This is a genomic window from Tardiphaga sp. 37S4, assembly GCF_021044645.1.
Classification (GTDB): domain Bacteria; phylum Pseudomonadota; class Alphaproteobacteria; order Rhizobiales; family Xanthobacteraceae; genus Tardiphaga; species Tardiphaga robiniae.
Genome location: NZ_CP088008.1, coordinates 3,458,842 through 3,479,015, shown reverse-complemented (window position 1 = coordinate 3,479,015; position 20,174 = coordinate 3,458,842). Strand labels below are relative to the sequence as shown.

Here is a 20,174-nt window from a genome sequence, read left to right as displayed (position 1 = left end):
CGCGCTGCCCGGACATGATGGAACATAGAGACGCCCCATGAGACTGCCGCGCGAAATCGGACCTATTCACTTTGTCGGTATCGGCGGCATCGGCATGAGCGGCATCGCCGAGGTGCTGTGCAATCTCGGCTACACCGTGCAGGGCTCGGACGCTTCCGAAAGCGCCAATGTCAATCGTCTGCGCGAAAAAGGCATCACCATTCATGTCGGTCACAAGGCCGATAACGTGTCCGGCGCCGACGTGCTCGTCGTCTCCACCGCGATCAAGCGCGACAATCCGGAACTGATGGCCGCGCGCGCCCAGCGCATTCCCGTGGTGCGCCGCGCCGAGATGCTCGCCGAGCTGATGCGCTTGAAGAGCTGCGTGGCCATCGCCGGCACCCATGGCAAGACCACAACGACGTCGATGGTCGCCGCATTGCTCGATGCCGGCGAACTCGATCCCACCGTGATCAATGGCGGCATCATCAATGCCTATGGCACCAATGCGCGGCTCGGCGCCGGTGAATGGATGGTCGTCGAAGCCGACGAGAGCGACGGCACATTCCTCAAGTTGCCCGCCGACGTCGCCATCGTCACCAATGTCGATCCCGAACATCTCGATCACTTCAAGACCTTCGATGCCGTGCAGGACGCGTTCCGCCACTTTGTCGAGAACGTGCCGTTCTACGGCTTCGCCGTGATGTGCATCGATCACCCCGTGGTGCAGAGCATCGTCGGCAAGATCGAGGATCGCCGCATCATCACTTACGGACAGAATCCGCAGGCCGATGCGCGGCTGGTCGATCTGAAGCCTGCGAATGGCGGCTCGTCCTTCAAGGTCGCGTTCCGCGACCGCAAGGCCGGCACCTCGCATGAAATTGACAATCTGCTGCTGCCGATGCCGGGTCGTCACAACGCGCTCAATGCCACGGCGGCGATAGCCGTCGCGCATGAACTCGGCATGTCCGATGAGGCGATCCGCAAGGCCATCGCCGGCTTCGGCGGCGTCAAGCGCCGCTTCACCAAGACCGGCGAGTGGAATGGCGTCACCATCATCGACGATTACGGCCATCACCCCGTGGAGATTTCGGCCGTGCTGCGCGCCGCGCGTGAAAGCACCGCGGGCAAGGTGATCGCCGTGGTGCAGCCGCATCGCTACACGCGCCTGCAGTCGCTGTTTGAGGAATTCTGCACCTGCTTTAACGACGCCGACACGGTGATCGTCGCCGACGTATATCCCGCCGGCGAGGCGCCGATCGAAGGCATCGACCGTGACAATTTCGTGCTCGGCCTGCGCGCCCACGGCCATCGCGAAGTGATCCCGCTGCAGGAATCTGCCGCACTTGCGGGTCTTGTCGCGGGCGTTGCAAAGAGCGGCGATACGGTGGTGTGCTTGGGTGCAGGCAACATCACGCAATGGGCTTACGCATTGCCGGGCGAATTGAAGGCGCTGGGCTAAGCGTGGCTAGCTTTCCCGACATCACACCCGATCTCAAAGCTACGATGCCCGATCTGCGCGGGCGTCTGCTCGCGAACGAGTCCCTCGCACCGCTGACATGGTTTCGCGTCGGTGGTCCCGCACAGGTGCTGTTCACGCCGGCCGATGAGGACGATCTCGCTTACTTCCTGTCAAAGCTGCCGAGCGACATCCCGGTCATCGTCGTCGGCGTCGGTTCCAATCTGATCGTGCGCGATGGCGGGCTCAACGGCGTCGTTATTCGTCTGAGCCCGCGTGGGTTCGGCGCAACATCAGCCGAAGGCGATATCGTCAGCGCGGGCACCGCCGCGCTAGACAAGCGCGTGGCGGAAACGGCAGCAGCAGCGAATGTCGGCGGGCTGGAATTCTACTTCGGCATTCCCGGATCGATCGGCGGCGCGCTGCGGATGAATGCCGGCGCCAATGGCGACGAGACCAAGGATGTACTGATCGAGGCGACCGGCATCGGCCGCGATGGCACGAAGCACGTCTTCGATAATGCCGGCATGCAATTCGTCTATCGCAATTCCGGCGTCTCACCGTCGATCATTTTCACGTCAGCAAAGTTTCGCGGGACGATCACCGATTCCGCCGCGATCCGCGCGCGGATGGAAGAAGTGCAAGCGCATCGCGAGACCGCGCAGCCAATCCGCGAGAAGACCGGTGGCTCGACGTTTAAGAACCCGCCCGGTCACTCCGCGTGGAAGCTGGTCGATGCCGCCGGCTGCCGCGGACTGCGCGTCGGCGGCGCGCAGGTGTCGGAGATGCACTGTAATTTCCTGATCAACACAGGCGATGCGACAGCGAGCGATATCGAAACGCTCGGCGAGACCGTGCGTGCGCGCGTGCTGGCGCAGTCGGGCATCGACCTGCACTGGGAAATCAAGCGGATCGGCGTCGCGCCGTAACACGATATGTCTGACGCGTTTCCTTAACGCGAACCGGCACCACTTCGCTCGGAAACGCTTGGGCTGCTATTTCGGCGGTGGCGGTAGTGCCGACGCCGGTCCGGCCTCGCTGATGCTCAGCAGATTTTCCAGTGGCGCAGGGGCGACGCGGAAGGCGCCGTCGAACGGATGCTCCTGAAGCGCGATAATGCCGAGAGCGACGATGGCACCGCTGGCGAACACCGTGAGCGCCGCGAGCATGGCCCGCGGACGTTCCAGATGAACCAGCGCCAGCGCCAGTTGTGTGATCAGCCCGAGCAGCAGGACCGATGTCCATTTCAGATCGTTGGTGTGGTCGGTCGACAGGCTGAGCCGGTCATTGCGCGCGGTCCCCGCGCGGATCGAGGCGCCCATCAGCGCCCCATGCACCGTGTTGCTGGCATCGCGCGTGATGGCGGGATCGCTGATTTCGCGCAGCAGGCTGTCATAGGCCACATCGGTGCGCGGCGACTTCAGGCCGAGAAGCATTGCCGGCCATTCCTCCGTCACTTCCGATGTCACATAGGCCTTCAGCGCAGCGCGTATGTTGGACATGTCGGTGACCGATGCCACGCTCAGCGTATGGATGTTGCGCAACTCGCCGGCCTCGATCTGAACGGCGCGGACGGCCTGGCGGTTGCGGTCGCCGACGTCGCTGGCAAGGAAGCCCGTGAGCAGGCCGAACAGGATAGCCACCGAGGAAAAGAAAGGCGCGACGATGCCGTGGAGGGACTTCAGCCGCATCGACAGCAGCCGGCTGGATGTCAGCCCCACGAGGATCAGCGCGACTCCGTAATAGATGGTGCCCAGCGTCGCGAAGATGCCGAAGGTAGAGAGTTCGAGCCAGGCTCTGATCATCAGGTTACTTCCATGTCACCGCGGGGTGGGCTCGCAAAACCGCCCCCGACAAGGCATTATATGACTCGGCTAGCTCGATGCTATTGCCTTGTCGGCAGCGGCGCGATTCGCGGATGGGTTCGGAGACGACACGATGACGGAGCAGGCGAGACCTCAGCGGATCACCATCATGTTTGGTGGCCTGAACAAGGAGCGTCTGGTGTCGGTGGCCTCCGCACAGGCCCTGCACAGCGCGCTGCCCGATGCGGATCTGTGGTTCTGGGATGCCGATGACCGCGTCTACGAGACGTCGGGCACGGCGCTGCTCTCCCATGATCGTCCGTTCGAGGATCCGTTCAAGCCCGGTGGCAGCAGCATCGGCGTGCTGACGCAGGCGCTCGACAAGGCCCAAGCCGAGAACCGTGTGCTGGTGCTCGGCATGCATGGCGGCGCTGCGGAGAATGGTGAGCTGCAGGTGATGTGCGAAATGCGCGGCATCCCGTTCACGGGTTCCGGTTCGGCGTCATCCAATCTGTCTTTCGACAAGGTCGGCGCAAAGCGCTTCGCAGCCATCGCAGGCGTGCCCATCGCGGCGGGTGTCGCATTGAACGACATGGAAGCTGCGCTCGCCGAATACGGCAAGCTGATCGCCAAGCCCGCGCGTGACGGATCGAGCTACGGTCTGATGTTCGTCAATGCGAAGCAGGATCTCGTCGCCGTGCGCAATGCGGCCAAGACCGAGGACTATGTGATTGAGCCGTTCGTCGCTGGCGTCGAGGCGACCTGCGCCGTGCTGGAGCAGGCCGATGGCTCGCTGATCGCATTGCCGCCGATCGAGATCATTCCGGCCGATGGCGGTTTCGATTACGAGGCGAAGTATCTCGCCAAATCGACGCAGGAGATCTGCCCCGGGCGTTTCACGCCGGAGGTTTCAGCGGCGATCATGGATTTCGCGGTGAAGGCGCACCGCGCGATGTCGTGCCGCGGCTATTCGCGGTCGGACTTCATCGTGTCGGCCAAAGGCCCAGTCTATCTGGAGACCAACACGCTTCCGGGCCTGACCAAAGCCTCGCTCTATCCCAAGGCGCTGAATGCCCAGGGGATCAGTTTCGTGGATTTCCTGAATGGGCAGATCGAGCTCGCGGTGAAGCGGGCAGGCGGCTTTTAACCTCTCCCCGCTCTGTGCGGGGAGAGGTCGCCGCGTCTTCGCGGCGGGTGAGGGGCAGCGCACCGTGCTCTCCTCATCGCTGGCGTTTGCAGATCGAAGCGCCCCTCACCCCAGCCCTCTCCCCGCAAGAGCGGGGCGACGGAGCGCACCAGCGCTTCACCGCCGCAACCCGATCCCCGCGTTAATTCCGGCAACGGGCGATGCTGGCCACGAAGCCGCCGCAGTTCCCTCGGGCGCGTCGGCCACACCTCGGCTAAAGTCTTCCACAGCCGCATCAAATCGCGCTCTGCGCCCATCCCCTTTACACTTTGTTTACCAGGAAGGCCGAAGGTTAACGCTGGCGGCGCGTGTGCGCTTGGCTGCCGAGGCGTGAGCTTTGCGGGGATTCCGTGACGACGCGTATCGATGGAAAACCGGCCTTTTTCAAAGGCTTGAATCCATCCCGGCAGGACCGAGACGTCACTCGCGCCTCAAGTCCCGCGCCAATGCGGACGTAACCTGTGACGAGCTCGTGGTATGGATGGTGGAGGACGCCTCTCTCGGTCGGTGCGACCCTTGAGGCCCCAAGCTGATCTTAAAATGGCTGCCCTTGGGGCAGGCATTCTGCTGCGCGAGCAGCTGAGCCCGCTCGCCCGCTTCTGGGCCCGCTTTCGTGCCGCCAAGCCTGCCGTCCGCGAACAGAGCTCCAATCGCTTCATCGCGATGCTCGAGCGCCATGTGCCGCGCCGCGTCGGCATTGCGGCCACCGTGCTGATGCTGACGGGCAGCGTCGCGCTCGGCGTGGTCAAGGGCAATCACGTCGACGAAATGGTCGAGGCCTTCAGCGATGCGCGCAATGCTGCGGCCAATGCCGCCGGCTTCCGCATTGCCTCCGTCATTCTCAACGGCCGCAAGCAGCTGACCCAGGACGAGATCCTGGCCATCGGCGGCGTCAATGGTCGCTCCTCGCTGTTCTTCCTCGATGCCGCGGCTGTCCGCGACAAGCTCAAGGCCAATCCGTGGATCGCCGACGCCAATGTGCTGAAGCTGTATCCGAACCGTCTGCAGATCGATGTCACCGAGCGCACGGCCTTTGCGCTGTGGCAGGAGGACGGTCGTCTCTCGGTGATCGCCGATGACGGTGCCGTTCTCGAAAACTACGTCTCGCGCCGCTTCATGTCGCTGCCGCTGGTGGTGGGCAAGGGCGCCGACAGCAACGCCAGGGATTTCCTGGCACTACTCGATCGCTACCCGCAGGTCCGCTCGGTCACCAAGGCCGCGATCTTCGTCGGCGAGCGCCGCTGGAATCTCCGCCTGAAGGATGGCCTCGACATTCGCCTCCCGGAAATCGACGTCGGCAACGCGCTGGCCATGCTCAGCAAGCTCGACAAGGAAGATCGCCTGTTCTCGCGCGACATCGTCGCCATCGACATGCGGCTGTCGGATCGGCTGACCGTGCGGCTGTCGGAAGACGCCGCGAAGGCGCGCGAAGATCTGTTCAAGGCACAAGACAAGTCCAAGAAGAAGGCTGGCGCGGCATGACCGGTCTCGATCGCAACCAGGCGCCGAAAACGCGTCAGATGGCCGCCAACCGCACCGCGCTGGTGGCGTCGCTGGACGTCGGCACCAGCAAGATCGCGTGCATGATCGCGCGTCTGCGGCCATCCGCGCCGAACGAAGCCCTGCGCGGCCGCAGCCATGCGGTTGAACTGATCGGCTACAGCCAGATCCAGTCGCGCGGCGTCAAGTCCGGTGCGATCGTCGATATGGGCGAGGCCGAGCAGGCCGTCCGTCAGGCGGTGGCGCTGGCCGAACGTATGGCCAAGGTTCGCGTCGAATCCGTTTTGCTGTCGGTGTCGGCCGGTCGCCTGCAGGGCCAACTGATTGAAGCGTCAGCCGATATCAAGGGCGGCGCCGTCACGGCGTCCGATATCGCACGTGTCACCTCGACCGGCATGCGCCACGCGACGCCGCCGGGCCGCACGGTGCTGCATGCATTGCCGGTCGGCTATTCACTCGATGGCGTGAAGGGCATTCGCGATCCCAAGGGCATGGTCGCCTCGCAGTTCGGCGTCGATATGAATGTCGTCACTGCGGACGCGACGGTCGCGCGTAACCTGATGCTGGTCGTCGAGCGCTGCCATCTCAACGTCGAAGCCATGGCTGCGGCGCCTTATGTCGCAGGTCTCTCTGTTCTCACCGACGACGAGACCGATCTCGGTGCTGCGGTCGTCGAGATGGGCGCAGGTACGACAACGATCGCGACCTATTCCGGCGGACGCTTCGTGCACGCGTCGGGATTTGCGGTCGGCGGGCAACACATCACCATGGATCTTGCGCGCGGACTCGGTGCTTGCATCGCGGATGCCGAGCGAATCAAGACGTTATATGGCACGGTGCTGACGGGTGGCTCCGATGCGCGCGAACTGATGAACGTGCCGACGGCTGGTGATAACGATCGCGATTTTCCGCAGGTCGTATCCCGCGCCACGATCGCGAACATCGTGCGTCAGCGTGCCGAGGAGATTTTTGAAATGGTCAGGGACCGGTTGGCGGATTCGCCCTTCGCTGCAGAACCGCGCGCACGCGTGGTGCTGTCAGGCGGCGCGTCGCAGCTCACGGGCCTTGCCGAACTCGGCAGCCAGATTCTCGGACGGTCCGTTCGCATTGCACGACCACTCGGTTTCGGCCGGCTGCCCAATGAAGCCAAGAGCGCTTCGTTCGCGGTGCCGTCGGGCCTCCTAGTCTATCCGCAATTCGCTCATCTTGAACATGTCGAACCGCGGCATACGCGGCAGCTCAAGACAGGGACCAGTGACGGTTATTTCGGAAAGGTCGGACGATGGCTTCGAGAGGGCTTCTGATGAAATTTTTCCGGCCAGTGTTTTTTCCATCTCCGACGCCATTGGCCACCGGCCAATGGCATGACCACACAACGCGCGCGTAATCGAGAGGCAACCTCATGACCATCAATCTCAACGTTCCTGATATCAGCGAGCTGAAGCCCCGCATTACCGTGTTCGGTGTCGGTGGCGCTGGCGGCAACGCCGTCAACAACATGATCACCGCCGGTCTGCAGGGCGTCGATTTCGTCGTCGCCAACACGGATGCGCAGGCGCTGACCATGTCGAAGGCCCAGCGCATCGTGCAGATGGGCACGCAGGTCACCCAGGGCCTCGGCGCCGGTTCGCAGCCCGACGTTGGCGCTGCCGCCGCGCAGGAAGTCATCGACGAAATCCGTGATCACCTGACCGGCGCCAACATGGTGTTCGTCACTGCCGGCATGGGCGGCGGCACTGGCACCGGTGCAGCGCCCGTCATCGCCAAGACCGCGCGCGACATGGGCATCCTCACCGTCGGCGTGATCACCAAGCCGTTCCACTTTGAAGGCCAGCGCCGCATGCGCACCGCCGAAGCCGGCATTGCCGAGCTGCACAAGGTGGTCGACACGCTGCTGATCATCCCGAACCAGAACCTGTTCCGGGTCGCCAACGAGAAGACCACTTTCGCCGACGCTTTCGCGATGGCCGACCAGGTGCTCTACTCGGGCGTTGCCTGCATCACCGACCTGATGGTCAAGGAAGGCCTCATCAACCTCGACTTTGCCGACGTGCGCGCAGTCATGAAGGAGATGGGCAAGGCGATGATGGGTACCGGCGAAGCCACCGGTGAGAAGCGCGCGCTGACCGCAGCGGAAGCTGCGATCGCCAACCCGCTGATCGACGATAGCTCGATGAAGGGTGCCCGCGGCCTGCTGATCTCGATCACCGGCGGCAAGGATCTGACCCTGTTCGAAGTCGACGAAGCCGCGACCCGTATTCGCGAAGAAGTCGATGCCGACGCCAACATCATTGTCGGCGCCACCTTCGACGAGAGCCTCGACGGCGTGATCCGCGTGTCGGTCGTCGCCACCGGCATCGAGCAGGCCATGCTGGCTCGCAATTCCTCGGCTCCGGTCACCACCGTGACCTCAGCGGTTGCGGCTCCTGCCGGCAACGGCGCTCCGGATGCCCGCCTGGCCGATCTGACCGCGCGTCTCCGCGCGGACAACCAGCGTCTCGCTGCCGCAGCGGCTGCCAAATCTGTCGGCGCTCCGGCGCCCGCTGCTGCGCCCCGTGCCCCGGCGACCAGCCATGAGCGTGCCGCGCTCGCCGCCATCGCCGCTGCTGTGGCTCCGGAAGCCGCTGCGCCGCAGCAGTATGGCGACGTGATGGTGCGTCCGATCGCGCAGAAGCCCTCGCTGTTCCCGGAAGCGCCGCGTCAGGAAGCCCCTGTCGAAGCGCCGATCCCCGAACAGTTCATTCCGCCATCGGCCGAACGTGCTCCGCTGCGCGCTCCGCGGATGCCGAAATTCGAAGAACTGCCGATGCCGGCCCAGAACGAGATCCGTCAGGCACGTGGCGAATCGGAAGAGGAACCGCAGAAGGCTCGCCTGTCGCTGCTGCAGCGTCTGGCCAATGTCGGTCTCGGCCGTCGCGACGAGGAAACGGAAGCGCCGGTCTCCGGTCGTCCGTCGGCCCCGCCGATGGCTCCGATGCCGCCGCTGCCCGAGCGTAAGCCACAGCGCAGCGTCGCCCAGCAGATGGGTAACGAGCCGCCGGTGTCCGAATACGCCCGCCGTCCGGCCCCGCAGGGTCTTGATTCTCATGGCCGCCCGGCACCTGTTGCGCCGGCGCCACAGGGCGATGATCATCTGGATATCCCGGCCTTCCTGCGCCGCCAGACCAGCTGACCTTTGTTACAATCGTGACGACGACAGAAGCCCCGGCTGGATCAGCCGGGGCTTTCGTTTGTGACAGCCACCAAAAGGCGTAGGATTTCTTAACCTATTGATAGTAAGTCATTAATCTTTACCGTCGCGCTCTGCCAAGGCTCGAAACGGCCGTGGAACCGGCAGAAATTTTGGTTAACCCCTGGCCTGATTGCGGCAAAGGTGGGGTAACAATCGGTAAAAAAGCGTGAGTTGGCGCACTTTGTGGCAGGGGTTAATGTGACTGCGACTCGGGGACTCAGGAGGCCGCAAGGTTCGACTGAGAGAGTCCCTCTCATGACGAGAGGCTACTTGGGTGGGTACCTTATGACTTTCAGCCGACAGACAACGCTTGGATCGCAAGCCACCGTTACCGGTGTCGGCGTCCATTCTGGAAAGCCTGTCAGTCTCACGCTTGGACCTGCGCCCGTCGATGCAGGTTATATTTTTGTTCGCACCGGTCTTGAAGGTGCTGATCGCGAAATCCAGGCCGACGCCAAATCCGTTATCGCCACCGAGTTTGCCACCGTGCTCGGCGATCGTGAAGGCCCAATCGTTTCCACCGCCGAACATGTTCTCGCTGCGCTGCGCGGCATGGGCATCGACAACGCCACCATCGAAGTCGATGGACCGGAAGTGCCGATCATGGACGGCTCCGCAGCCGCCTTCGTCGCCGCCATCGATCAGGCCGGCGTTGTGGAGCAGGGCGCCCGTCGCCGCTTCATTCAGGTTCTCAAACCGGTGCAGGTTGCCATCGGTGACTCGTTCGGCGAAATCCGCCCCCACGCTGCGGGTTTCCGCGCCGAAGTCGAAATCAGCTTCGCCAATCCGGTGATTGGCCGCCAGAGCTACGTGCTCGATCTCAATCCCGAATCCTTCCGCCGCGATATCGCCCGTGCCCGCACCTTCGGTTGCATGAACGACGTGGCCCGCCTCTGGAGCGCCGGTTTTGCGCTCGGCGCGTCCTTCGAGAATTCCGTCGTGTTCGACGATGACAAGCTGCTCAACACCGAAGGCCTGCGCTACAGCGATGAATGCGCCCGCCACAAGGTGCTCGACGCCGTCGGCGATCTGGCGCTGGCCGGTCTGCCGATCCTCGGCGCCTACCGCTCGGTGCGCGGCGGCCACAAGCTCAACAATGCCGTGCTCTGCGCCCTGATGGCCGATCGTTCGGCTTGGAAGATCGTCGAAGCCGATGCCGTCCCTGTCCGCCGCGGCCGCGCCAGCGCCGATGTCACCTCGGGCATGCTTGGTGGCATGATCGCCCCGGCTTTCGGCCCGGACGTTTCCTAAAGATCGGGCTTTTCGGGCCTCTTTCACCCGCTGCCGGTATTTTGCGTTGCGCTTTTGCGGGCCCGTGGACCTTTGCGTGCATCGGGACATCCCCGGTAACCATAACCGCCTGTATCTCCACATCCTTCGCCTTAATCCGGGCGAAATGGCTCCGTATCCGGTTGGTTAACGGATGTCATTCGGGTAGATAGAGCACGCGGTCAAGCGAAGCTGCGGGCGCGTATCCGGTTGGTCCGTGATTGTGCGCGTACCGCGCAGACACCGCATGAAGGCGTCAGGTCTCAGATATATGTCGGCACAGCGCATTACGCTCGAATCCCGTGATTCCCTGCTCACCCGCTTCGGCCGCCATGTGCGGTTGGCGTCGGGCCTCATCGTGCTGGCCGTGCCGCTGAGTGGCTGCGGCACCGGCGCACTGTGGGACAAGTTCGGCACCAAGGACGACACTTTCGTCGAGGAGCCCGCCGACAAGCTCTACAATGAGGGCTTGTACCTCATGAACAACAACAAGGATCCCAAGGCCGCCGCGAAGAAATTCGAGGAAGTCGATCGTCAGCATCCGTATTCGGAATGGGCGCGCAAGTCGCTGCTGATGTCGGCCTATGCGGCCTACGAATCCGCCGACTACGACACCTGCATCGGCTCGGCCACGCGCTATGTGACGCTGCATCCCGGTAGCCCGGATGCGGCCTATGCGCAGTATCTGATCGCCGCCTCGCATTACGACCAGATCCCGGACATCTCGCGCGACCAGGGCCGCACCGAAAAGGCAATGGCTGCGCTCGAGGAAGTGGTCCGCAAATATCCGACCTCGGAATATGCGACCTCGGCCAAGAAGAAGCTGGAAGGCGCACGCGACCAGATTGCCGGCAAGGAAATGGAAATCGGCCGCTACAATCTCGACAAGCGCAACTACACCGGCGCCATCAACCGCTTCAAGACCGTCGTGACACAGTACCAGACCACGCGTCACGTCGAGGAGGCGCTGATGCGCCTGACCGAGGCCTATATGGCGATCGGCGTGGTCAACGAGGCGCAGACCGCTGCCGCCGTGCTTGGCCACAACTTTCCTGACAGCAAGTGGTACAAAGACGCCTACAATCTTGTAAAGTCCGGCGGTCTCGAGCCGAGCGAGAACAAGGGGTCTTACCTGAGCAAGGCCTTCAAGAGATTTGGCCTCGGTTAGGAACTGACCTCCCATGCTGGCCCGTCTGTCGATCCGTGACATCGTCCTGATCGAACGGCTCGATATCGAGTTTTCCCGCGGTCTTGCAGTGCTGACCGGTGAAACCGGCGCCGGCAAATCCATTCTTCTCGATGCCTTCGCGCTGGCCCTCGGCGGCCGTGGCGATGCCGGCCTCGTGCGCCACGGCGTCGAGCAGGGCCAGGTGACGGCCGTGTTCGACCTGGCCAAGGGCCATCCGGCACTGGCGATTCTCAAAGACAACGGCTTCGACGACGATTCCGGCGAGATGATTCTGCGCCGCGTGCAGCTCGCCGACGGCCGCACCCGTGCCTTCATCAACGATCAAGCGATCTCCGTGCAGACGATGAAGGCGGTCGGCGCGGCGCTGGTCGAGATTCACGGCCAGCACGACGAGCGCGCCCTGGTGGACGCAGCCACGCATCGCCGGCTGCTCGATGCCTTCGCCGGACTGGAGAAGGACGTCACCGCGCTGGAGACGCTCTGGGAAGCCCGCAAGACCGCCTATGCGGCGCTGGAGACCCATCGCGCCAATATGGAGCGCGCCGCCCGCGATGCCGATTATCTGCGCCACGCCGCGGATGAGCTGAAGAAGCTCAATCCGAAGGACGGCGAGGAGAGCAAGCTTGCAGAGCGCCGCACCGGCATGATGCAGGGCGAGAAGATCGCGGCCGATTTACGCGAGGCCCAGGACGCTGTGTCCGGCCATCATTCGCCGATTTCGTCGCTGGCCGCCGCCGTGCGCCGGCTGGAGCGCCGCGCCGGTTCATCGCCGTCGCTGGTCGAGCCCGCGGTGAAGGCGATCGACGTCGCCATCAACGCGCTGGAAGAAGCCGACCAGCATCTTGCCGCCGCGCTCATCGCCGCCGATTTCGATCCTGCGGAACTCGAGCGCATCGAGGAACGGCTGTTCGCGCTGCGCGGCGCCGCGCGCAAATATTCGACGCCGGTCGACGGGCTCGCCGCGCTGGCCGCGAAATACTTTGCCGATGTCGCCACCATCGATGCCGGCGCCGGCCAGCTCAAGGGGCTGGAGAGCGCGGCGTCGGAGGCCGACAAGAAGTATAGCGCTGCGGCGACCAAGCTTTCGGCGTCGCGCGTCAAGTTCGCAGAGAAGCTCAACAAGGCCGTCATCGCCGAGCTCGGCCCGCTCAAGCTCGAACGCGCCAAGTTCATCACCCAGGTCGACAGCGATGCGGCGACGCCGGGTCCACACGGCATCGACCGTGTCGAATTCTGGGTTCAGACCAATCCCGGCACCCGCCCGGGCCCGATGATGAAGGTCGCCTCCGGCGGCGAACTCTCGCGCTTCCTGCTGGCGCTGAAAGTTGTGCTCTCCGACAAGGGCTCCGCGCCAACCTTGGTGTTCGACGAAATCGACACCGGTGTCGGCGGCGCGGTGGCCGACGCCATCGGCGCCCGCCTGGCGCGACTCGCCGGCAAGGTGCAGGTGATGGCCGTCACCCACGCGCCGCAGGTCGCGGCTCGGGCCGACCAGCATCTGCTGATCTCCAAGGACGCCCTCGACAAGGGCAAGCGCGTCGCGACGCGCGTCAACACGCTGGCCGAGGATCACCGCCGCGAGGAAATCGCGCGGATGCTGGCAGGTGCGGAGATTACCGCCGAGGCGCGGGCCGCAGCGGATCGGTTGCTCAAGGGCGCGGCCTGATTTGAACTGTCATTCCGGGGTGCTCGCGCTTGCGAGCGAACCCGGAACCGCGACGTGCGCCTTGTTTCACCATTGTACTCCGTCATGCCCGGCCTTGTGCCGGGCATCCACGTCTTTACAACAGCGCTTCAAGACGTGGATGGCCGGGACAAGCCCGGCCATGACGAACATCGGTGACCGCGTATGGCAAAACCCGCAAAAACTTCCTCCGACATCTCCACGCTGACGAAGCCCAAAGCGAAGATCGAGCTGATGCGGCTGTCGCTGGAGATGGAAGCGCACAACAAGCGCTACTATCAGGACGACGCGCCGACGGTGTCGGATGCGGACTACGACGCGCTGCGTCGCCGGGTCGAGGCGATCGAAGCCAAATTCCCCGATCTCGTCACCGGCGCGTCGCCGACACAGACGGTCGGCGCAGCGCCCGCGCGCGGCTTTGCCAAGGTGCAGCATGTGGTGCCGATGCTGTCGCTGGGCAACGCGTTCAGCGATGAGGAAGTGACCGAATTCGTGGAGCGCATCCAGCGCTTTCTCAAACTTGATGAGATCCCGGCCATCGTCGCCGAGCCGAAGATCGACGGCCTGTCGCTGTCGCTGCGCTACGAGAACGGTGAGTTGATCCGCGCCGCTACGCGGGGTGACGGATTCACCGGCGAGGACGTCACTGCGAATGTCCGCACCATCAAGGACATTCCCGAGAAGCTGAAAGGCAAGCACATCCCTGCCGCCTGCGAGCTGCGCGGCGAGGTCTATATGCTCAAGAGCGACTTCCTTGCGCTCAACAAGAAGCAGGAAGAGGCCGGCGACACCGTGTTCGCAAATCCGCGCAACTCGGCAGCGGGCTCATTGCGCCAAAAGGACGTGGCGATCACCGCGTCACGTCCGCTGAAATTCTTCGCCTATGCCTGGGGCGAGATGTCGGATTATCCGATGCCGGAGCCGACCCAGCACGCGATGATCGCGTGGCTGGACAAGGCCGGTTTCACTGTCAATCCCGAAATCACATTGTGCAAGAGCGTCGACGATGCGCTCGCCTTCTATCGCCGCATCGGCGAGATCAGGGCCAAGCTCGGCTATGATATCGACGGTGTCGTCTACAAGGTCGACCGCATCGACTGGCAGGCGCGGCTCGGTTTCGCCGGCCGCGCGCCGCGCTGGGCGATCGCACATAAATTCGCGGCCGAGCAGGCGACGACGGTGCTGGAGAAAATCGATATCCAGGTCGGCCGCACCGGCGCGCTGACGCCGGTGGCGCGGCTGACGCCGATCACCGTTGGCGGCGTCGTAGTGTCGAATGCAACGCTGCACAATGCGGACTATATCGCCGGCATCGGCAATGACGGCCAGCCGCTGCGCGACGGCGTCGATATCCGCGAAGGCGACACCGTCATCGTGCAGCGCGCCGGCGACGTCATCCCGCAGGTCGTCAATGTTGTCCTCGACAAGCGCCCGAAGAGCGCAAAGCCGTATGAATTTCCCACCAAGTGTCCGGTCTGCGGCAGCCATGCCATCCGCGAGAATGACGAAGTCGTCACGCGCTGCACCGGCGCGCTGGTCTGCCCGGCGCAGGCGGTCGAGAAGCTCAAGCATTTTGTCTCGCGGCTGGCCTTCGATATCGACGGGCTCGGCGACAAGCAGATCCAGGAATTCTACGACGAGGGCATCATCATGCATCCCGTCGATATCTTCACGCTGGCTAAACGCGACGAGCGCAACACCAAGAAGCTGCGCGATCGTGAAGGCTATGGCGAGACCTCGGTGCGCAACCTGTTCGCCGCCATCGATGACCGCCGCAAGATCGAGCTCAATCGGCTGATCTTCGCGCTCGGTATCCGTCACATCGGCGAAGGCAATGCCAAGCTGCTGGCGCGACACTACGGTTCGTTTGCTGCGTTTCGCGAGGCGATGCTCGCGGCTGCTGCGGGGCAGGGCACCGAGGAGAATACGTCCGAAGCCTATGCCGATCTCAACGCCATCGACGGCATCGGTGAAATCGTCGCGGACGCGGTGGTCGAGTTCTTCGCCGAGAAACGTAACGTGAAGGTGCTCGACGAATTGCTTGGCGAGATCGAGGTGCTCGATGTCGCGCAGGCCAAGACCGATACGCCGGTCGCGGGCAAGACGGTGGTGTTCACGGGCTCGCTGACCAAGTTCACGCGCGACGAGGCCAAAGCCGGTGCCGAGCGCCTCGGCGCCAAGGTCGCAGGCTCGGTGTCGAAGAAGACGGACTATGTGGTGGCCGGTGAGGATGCAGGCTCGAAGCTCACCAAGGCGCGCGATCTCGGCGTGGCTGTGCTCACGGAAGATGAGTGGCTGGCGCTGCTTGGGGGGTAGGGGCGGTTGGCCGGTATTGCGGGGCGCTCATCTCTCCACTGTCATTCCGGGGCGCGCGTCGCCGGCAAAGCCGGCAGAGCGCGAACCTCAGCCACTCCACTTGGAGTGGCGGGGAATCCCGACGTGTTTGGCACGATCAGAAACTCCCATGCTGGGATTCCGGGTTCGCGCGCGCAAAGATGCACGCACGCCCCGGAATGACAGTGTGAGGCGGCAAGACAGCGCCTAAACATTTTTTCCTATCTGCCGTTGACAGCATCCCTAACTTGATTATATTCCCCTCCGTCCTATCCCGATGAGAGGGGCGAGCGCGATCGTCACGTTCGCGGGGTGGGATGCGATGGACGCCGGAGATGCGGCGTTACGCGGTTCATGGGGGACGTCTGTCTTCGGGCAGGACGGATCTGCGCCAGCACTGCCACTGGCAAGGAGACGGCCGACCTTGGGATGGATAACCCCCTGGACAGTGTGACGGACGACCAAGTCAAAACGCGTTCGGCTTACTCGCTTGAGGCTCCCTTCCCATCGCCTTGGGACTTTAATTCGCGATCGGAGCGTTCGTCGAGGCAAAGTGCAAGCAACCGAAAAAACACCGCAGGCGGAACGTCGGGCACTTGCTCGGCGCCTCCGAAAGTCCTGATGCACTCTCAATTGCGGAAGACCGCATTCGCATCAGGCCCAAGGGTGCAACGGGCACCCGGCGTTCCGCACGCCCTCTCACAAGAGGGTGGGAATGCAGAAGACGACGGCGCCCCCGCGCCGCAAACAATGGGGGTGATGACGCATGTCTGAAGAGCAGTGGCTGTTTGACAGTTGAATCAGGAGAGACGTGGCGCTCCATGGTCACGACATACTCAGTCGTCATGCGCGGGCTTGTCCCGCGTATCCACGCCTTCGACATCCACAGCAAGGCGTGGATGGCCGGAACAAGTCCGGCCATGACGTGGAGAGAAAAGCGCTCCTACAACAACCCGCTCTCCTCGCCTTCGGCCTGTTCGATCAGTTCTTCCGTCACGACGGTCTTGCGGCGGGGGACCAGGAAGATCATCGCGGCTGCGCAGCCGCAGGACAGCACGACGAGCGCGATGTTGAGCGGCACCGGCGTTGCGAAATGGCCGCCGAGCCACGCGCCGAATTGCGAGCACAACGAACCCAGGCCCATCTGCAGGAAGCCCATCATGCCGGATGCCGTGCCCGCGGCCTGCGGACGAATGCTGAGCGCACCCGCCGCACCGTTCGACATCACGAAGGCATTGCCGAACATCACGATCATATGGGTGAGGAACAGCCAGGCCGGATTCTGGTTCAGCCCGGTGAGGCCCCAGACCACGTTGAGCATGGCGCCGCCGAATTGCAGCGCGAGGCCGAACCAGATCAGTTGTTCGATGGTCCGGCGCGGCGCGAAGCGCACGCAACACAGATTGCCGACGAGGTAAGCGAGGCCGGACGTCGCGAACCATGCGCCATATTCGGCCGAGGTACGGCCCATCTGCGTGACAACGACATAGGGGCCGCCGCCGGCAAAGGTGAAGATGATCCAGGAGGCCACGACGTAACACAGCAAATAGCCGATGAAGGTCCGGCTGCGCAGCAGGACGCGGGAGTCGGCGATGAAGCCGCCGCCGCTCACGTCACTGGCTGCGCGCCGTCTCGTTTCGGGCAGGAAGAATGCGATGGCCAGTGTGACGACCAGCGACGAAGCGGTGACGACATAGAAGATCGCGCGCCATCCGAAGCCGGTTTCCAAGAGACCGCCGGCCAGCGGGCTCAGCATCTGCGCGATCATCATCACGGCGATCACGAGGCTGATCATCGCGCCGACGCGTTCGCGCGGATAGAGATCCCTGATGATCGCGCGGCTCATCACCATGCCCGTGGCGCCGCCCAGCGCCTGAAAGAACCGCGCGGCGATCAGCTGCGGCAATGTGAGCGCAAAGCTGCTGCCGATGCCGGCGATCACCATCAGGCCGAGACCGGCAAGCAGCACCGGGCGCCGGCCGAATTTATCGGACAATGGCCCCATGATGAGCTGCGAGAAGGCGAGCCCGACCATGTAGAGCGACACCGTCATCTGCGCGATCGAGATGTCGGCGTCGAAGGTGCGCGCGAGTTCGGGCAGCGCGGGCACCAGCATATAGAGCGAGATCGGCGCGATGCCGGTCATCACCACCAGCAACAGCAGCATCACCCGCGATGTGGAGAGGTCGACGGCGTCGACTTTTGGAATAGGCGGGCTGTAATTCACGTGGTGGCTGTTCTCTCGCTATTGCGGCTGCGTCAGCGGCTCTGTCGCTGCTTCGAGCCATGTGCGCGTCGCTTCATCATCGAGCAGCGGCATCACCTCGCGACGGACGCGGGCGTGATAGTCGTTGATCCATTTCAGCTCGCGCTTGCTGATGCGATGCGTATTGATCAGCCGGCGGTCGATCGGCGCCAGCGTCAGCGTTTCGAATTCATTCATCGGCTGTTCGGCGCCCTCGATATGGGCTTCGACAACCAGTTCGAGATTCTCGATGCGAATGCCGAAGGCGTCGGTCTTGTAGTAGCCGGGCTCATTGGAGAGGATCATGCCACGTTTGAGCGGCGTAGTGCCGAGCTTGGAGATCCGCGCCGGGCCTTCATGCACCGACAGATAGCTGCCAACGCCGTGGCCGGTGCCATGGGCGAAATCGAGGCCGGCATGCCAGAGGAACTGCCGCGCCAGCGTATCGAGCTGTGCGCCGGTGGTGCCGTCGGGAAACGCGGCGCGTGCGATGGCGATATGACCGCGCAACACGCGGGTGAAGCGGTCGCGCATTTCGTCGGTGGGTTCGCCGATGGCGATGGTGCGGGTGACGTCGGTAGTGCCGTCTTCGTATTGCGCGCCGGAATCGATCAGCAGCAGATCACCCAGCGCGATACGGCGATTGGTCTTGCGGGTAACGCGGTAATGCACGATTGCGCCGTTCGGCCCGGTGCCGGCGATGGTCGGAAACGACACGTCCTTCAGCGCGCCGGTCTGGCGGCGGAAGGTCTCCAGCGCCTCGACGGTGTCGATCTCGGTGAGCTTGCCCTTCGGCGCCTCGCGGTCGATCCAGGCGAGAAAGCGCGCCAGTGCCACAGCATCGCGGCGATGCGCGGTCTGCGTGCCCTTGATCTCGACGGGATTCTTCACTGCCTTGAGCAGAGCGACGGGATCGGCGCCGCGCACGGGCTTGCCGCCTGCGGCTGTGATCAAGCGGCTCAGCGCATCGGCGGCGGTGGCATTGTCGAGCGCAATCGAAGCACCCGAGGCGGCGAGGTTTGCGAGCGCCGACGTCAGCGCATCCGGCTCCTGCACATCGGCCGAGACTTCAAGATGGTTGCGCGTGCTGTTGGAGAGCTTGCGGTGGTTGATGAAGATCTGCGGCCGGCCGATCTTCGGGACCAGCGCATAGGACAGCGGCAGCGGCGTATGGGAGACATCTGCGCCGCGGATATTGAAGGCCCAGGCGACCGCATGGGAATCCGACAGCACCAGCGCATCGACACGCAGACGCTCCATCTCGCCGCGGATCTGGGCGAGCTTGTCGGCTTCGGAAACGCCGGCATAGTTGAGCGGGTGAATCGATACCGCGCCGAGCGGCGGCGCCGGGCGCTCGGCCCACACCTGGTCGAGCGGATTGCTGTCGACCGCCACCAGTTCGGCGCCGGCCTTGGCGCAGGCCGCTGCCAGCCTCTCGGCTGCCGCAGAAGTGTGCAGCCACGGATCAAATCCGAGACGATCTTCGGGCTTCAGGTGGTCGGTGAGCCAGCTCTCCGGCGGCGGCTCGACCAGCGACTGGATGCTCCACGCATTCACATCGACTTGTTTGGCGGCCTGCAGCGTATACCGGCCATCCACGAACACGGCGGCGTCCTGCAACAGCACGATCGCCATGCCGGCCGATCCGGTGAAGCCGGTGAGCCAGGCCAGCCGCTCGTCGGAGGGCGGCACATATTCGTTCTGCTGCTGATCGGCGCGGGGAATCACGAAGCCTGTCAGTTTCCGGCGCAGCAATTCCTCGCGAAATGCGGCCAGCCGCGCAGTCAGCGCCACGCCGCTTTCGGGCTCCTCAAAACTCTGGAAATGGGCTTCGAACATCGCGGGATCATCCTATGGGTGCGCTGTCAGGCCTGCAATCGAGGGGCAGGGTTGCGCAGATTTGGCACAAGTTATGCTTGAAATCTGATGGTTGTGTTCAACCGGATGGAACAACGTCCCCCGGCTCGTGTTGTCGGTGCGATGCTTGGCCATTCAGAGTGTCTCAACTCAACGAAGAGGGGATACACAATGCCTGCTTTTACGTTCGAGAAAATTTCGCCACCCGCCACGCTTGGCCATTCCCAGCCTACCCAGGTGCAGTCCACCCAAACTCCGCCCAGTCAGCCAAATCAACGTAGCGGTATCATCCAGATTCTGGGCCGTTTCGTCGAAGTCCGCGTGACGCGCGTCGAGCGGCTGGAAAATGCAACGCTTCGTCGCCGCGACGTACCGCCCCCGAAGTAGCAAAATCAGCCGTCAGCTTTAGCCAGATCGCCCGTCGTTATTCCGGAG

14 protein-coding genes are annotated in these 20,174 nt (G+C 63.6%); 11 read left to right on the top strand and 3 right to left on the bottom strand.

The features are described from left to right. The first annotated feature begins 37 nt into the window (after nt 1-37). Both murC and murB read left to right on the top strand, forming a co-directional pair. Nucleotides 38-1,441 (top strand): UDP-N-acetylmuramate--L-alanine ligase, encoded by a 1,404-nt coding sequence (gene murC, locus LPB73_RS16600; protein WP_120289046.1) that lies wholly within the window; start codon nt 38-40, stop codon nt 1,439-1,441. After that, complete coding sequence (gene murB, locus LPB73_RS16595; RefSeq protein WP_231077573.1) at nt 1,399-2,367, top strand: UDP-N-acetylmuramate dehydrogenase; 969 nt, start codon at nt 1,399-1,401, stop codon at nt 2,365-2,367. Before murC ends, murB begins: the two co-directional genes overlap by 43 nt. 66 nt (nt 2,368-2,433) lie before the next feature. On the opposite strand, the gene LPB73_RS16590 is transcribed toward murB, so the two are convergent. Beyond that, complete coding sequence (locus LPB73_RS16590; RefSeq protein WP_093760512.1) at nt 2,434-3,243, bottom strand: DUF4239 domain-containing protein; 810 nt, start codon at nt 3,241-3,243, stop codon at nt 2,434-2,436. A gap of 133 nt (nt 3,244-3,376) precedes the next feature. Here LPB73_RS16590 and LPB73_RS16585 point away from each other — a divergent pair, with 133 nt between their 5' ends. From LPB73_RS16585 to ligA, 8 genes are all read left to right on the top strand, one after another. Further along, nucleotides 3,377-4,390 (top strand): D-alanine--D-alanine ligase family protein, encoded by a 1,014-nt coding sequence (locus tag LPB73_RS16585; RefSeq protein ID WP_089267569.1) that lies wholly within the window; start codon nt 3,377-3,379, stop codon nt 4,388-4,390. 516 nt (nt 4,391-4,906) lie between these two features. Further along, the gene (locus LPB73_RS16580; protein WP_231077572.1) at nt 4,907-5,911 is read left to right on the top strand and encodes a cell division protein FtsQ/DivIB; all 1,005 of its coding nucleotides are present in this window, start codon (nt 4,907-4,909) and stop codon (nt 5,909-5,911) included. Further along, nucleotides 5,908-7,233, top strand: coding sequence for a cell division protein FtsA (gene ftsA / locus LPB73_RS16575; protein ID WP_068734085.1), 1,326 nt, complete (start codon nt 5,908-5,910; stop codon nt 7,231-7,233). The genes LPB73_RS16580 and ftsA overlap by 4 nt, the downstream gene beginning before the upstream one ends. A 98-nt stretch (nt 7,234-7,331) precedes the next feature. Continuing rightward, the gene (gene ftsZ / locus LPB73_RS16570; protein WP_231077571.1) at nt 7,332-9,101 is read left to right on the top strand and encodes a cell division protein FtsZ; all 1,770 of its coding nucleotides are present in this window, start codon (nt 7,332-7,334) and stop codon (nt 9,099-9,101) included. Between the two features lie 345 nt (nt 9,102-9,446). Continuing rightward, entirely contained in the window at nt 9,447-10,412 is a 966-nt protein-coding gene (lpxC, locus tag LPB73_RS16565) for a UDP-3-O-acyl-N-acetylglucosamine deacetylase (RefSeq protein WP_089267338.1), read from the top strand. 289 nt (nt 10,413-10,701) lie between these two features. Then, nucleotides 10,702-11,598 (top strand): outer membrane protein assembly factor BamD, encoded by an 897-nt coding sequence (locus LPB73_RS16560; RefSeq protein WP_120289304.1) that lies wholly within the window; start codon nt 10,702-10,704, stop codon nt 11,596-11,598. Nucleotides 11,599-11,611: 13 nt separating this feature from the next. Then, nucleotides 11,612-13,285, top strand: coding sequence for a DNA repair protein RecN (gene recN / locus LPB73_RS16555; protein WP_231077570.1), 1,674 nt, complete (start codon nt 11,612-11,614; stop codon nt 13,283-13,285). Between the two features lie 183 nt (nt 13,286-13,468). Continuing rightward, nucleotides 13,469-15,619 carry an NAD-dependent DNA ligase LigA gene (ligA, locus tag LPB73_RS16550; protein ID WP_231077569.1) on the top strand — a complete coding sequence of 717 codons (2,151 nt, stop codon included), beginning with the start codon at nt 13,469-13,471 and terminating at the stop codon, nt 15,617-15,619. Between the two features lie 961 nt (nt 15,620-16,580). On the opposite strand, the gene LPB73_RS16545 is transcribed toward ligA, so the two are convergent. After that, nucleotides 16,581-17,804 carry a multidrug effflux MFS transporter gene (locus tag LPB73_RS16545; protein WP_120289306.1) on the bottom strand — a complete coding sequence of 408 codons (1,224 nt, stop codon included), beginning with the start codon at nt 17,802-17,804 and terminating at the stop codon, nt 16,581-16,583. 78 nt (nt 17,805-17,882) lie between these two features. Further along, nucleotides 17,883-19,721: an aminopeptidase P family protein gene (locus LPB73_RS16540; RefSeq protein WP_231077568.1), complete on the bottom strand. Its 1,839-nt coding sequence runs from the start codon at nt 19,719-19,721 to the stop codon at nt 17,883-17,885. Nucleotides 19,722-19,910: 189 nt separating this feature from the next. Between LPB73_RS16540 and LPB73_RS16535 the strand changes: the two genes are divergently transcribed. Next, nucleotides 19,911-20,126 (top strand): hypothetical protein, encoded by a 216-nt coding sequence (locus tag LPB73_RS16535; RefSeq protein WP_231077567.1) that lies wholly within the window; start codon nt 19,911-19,913, stop codon nt 20,124-20,126. Nucleotides 20,127-20,174 lie beyond the last annotated feature (48 nt).

Coding starts and splice junctions, on each gene's coding strand:
- recN (WP_231077570.1), top strand. CDS start 11,612: ATGCTGGCCCGTCTGTCGATCCGTGACATCGTCCTGATCGAACGGCTC.
- ligA (WP_231077569.1), top strand. CDS start 13,469: ATGGCAAAACCCGCAAAAACTTCCTCCGACATCTCCACGCTGACGAAG.
- lpxC (WP_089267338.1), top strand. CDS start 9,447: ATGACTTTCAGCCGACAGACAACGCTTGGATCGCAAGCCACCGTTACC.
- LPB73_RS16540 (WP_231077568.1), bottom strand. CDS start 19,721: ATGTTCGAAGCCCATTTCCAGAGTTTTGAGGAGCCCGAAAGCGGCGTG.
- murB (WP_231077573.1), top strand. CDS start 1,399: ATGGGCTTACGCATTGCCGGGCGAATTGAAGGCGCTGGGCTAAGCGTG.
- LPB73_RS16590 (WP_093760512.1), bottom strand. CDS start 3,243: ATGATCAGAGCCTGGCTCGAACTCTCTACCTTCGGCATCTTCGCGACG.
- LPB73_RS16580 (WP_231077572.1), top strand. CDS start 4,907: ATGGATGGTGGAGGACGCCTCTCTCGGTCGGTGCGACCCTTGAGGCCC.
- ftsA (WP_068734085.1), top strand. CDS start 5,908: ATGACCGGTCTCGATCGCAACCAGGCGCCGAAAACGCGTCAGATGGCC.
- murC (WP_120289046.1), top strand. CDS start 38: ATGAGACTGCCGCGCGAAATCGGACCTATTCACTTTGTCGGTATCGGC.
- LPB73_RS16545 (WP_120289306.1), bottom strand. CDS start 17,804: ATGCTGCTGTTGCTGGTGGTGATGACCGGCATCGCGCCGATCTCGCTC.
- LPB73_RS16585 (WP_089267569.1), top strand. CDS start 3,377: ATGACGGAGCAGGCGAGACCTCAGCGGATCACCATCATGTTTGGTGGC.
- LPB73_RS16535 (WP_231077567.1), top strand. CDS start 19,911: ATGCCTGCTTTTACGTTCGAGAAAATTTCGCCACCCGCCACGCTTGGC.
- ftsZ (WP_231077571.1), top strand. CDS start 7,332: ATGACCATCAATCTCAACGTTCCTGATATCAGCGAGCTGAAGCCCCGC.
- LPB73_RS16560 (WP_120289304.1), top strand. CDS start 10,702: ATGTCGGCACAGCGCATTACGCTCGAATCCCGTGATTCCCTGCTCACC.